Source organism: Achromobacter sp. SIMBA_011 (genome assembly GCF_046535435.1).
Classification (GTDB): Bacteria; Pseudomonadota; Gammaproteobacteria; order Burkholderiales; family Burkholderiaceae_B; genus Achromobacter; species Achromobacter dolens.
The window spans coordinates 1-482 of sequence record NZ_JAWRWN010000046.1; the positions used below are offsets into that span (position 1 = coordinate 1).

Annotated in this window: 1 pseudogene; it reads left to right on the forward strand. The window is 55.2% G+C overall.

The annotated features are described in order from the left end of the window. Positions 1-482: pseudogene (locus SB816_RS29825) on the forward strand (ABC transporter ATP-binding protein); the annotation flags it as partial.

A 482-nucleotide genomic window follows, 5' to 3' on the forward strand; every position in this document is an offset into this window, starting at 1 on the left:
ATGCTCTCACCAAGCTCCAATCCACCCAGCTCATGGAGCTGGAGGCGTTGGAGTTGGAGCACCGCGTGGACATTTTCTTGAATGTCGCGCATGGCCAAGCAGATCCGGTGTTTCGTCCGCTCAACAAACTCTCGACAGGCCAGCAGTGCACAGCAATTCTGCACATGTTGCTTTTGGAAAACGTCGACCCGCTTCTCATGGATCAGCCGGAGGACAATCTGGACAACGCTTTCATCGCGGACCGGATCGTCACCTAACTGAGGGAGGCCAAGACGAGTCGGCAATTCGTGTTCGCGACACACAACGCCAACATTCCCGTGTTTGGAGACGCCGAATGGATCGGAGTGTTTACGGCTGCTGAAAACCATGGGTGTCTCGGACTGGAAGCGCAAGGCTCGATTGACGTGCCTGTGATCCGAGATCAGGTGGCTAGCATTCTAGAAGGCGGGCGCGATGCCTTCATCCAGCGCAAAGAGAAATAT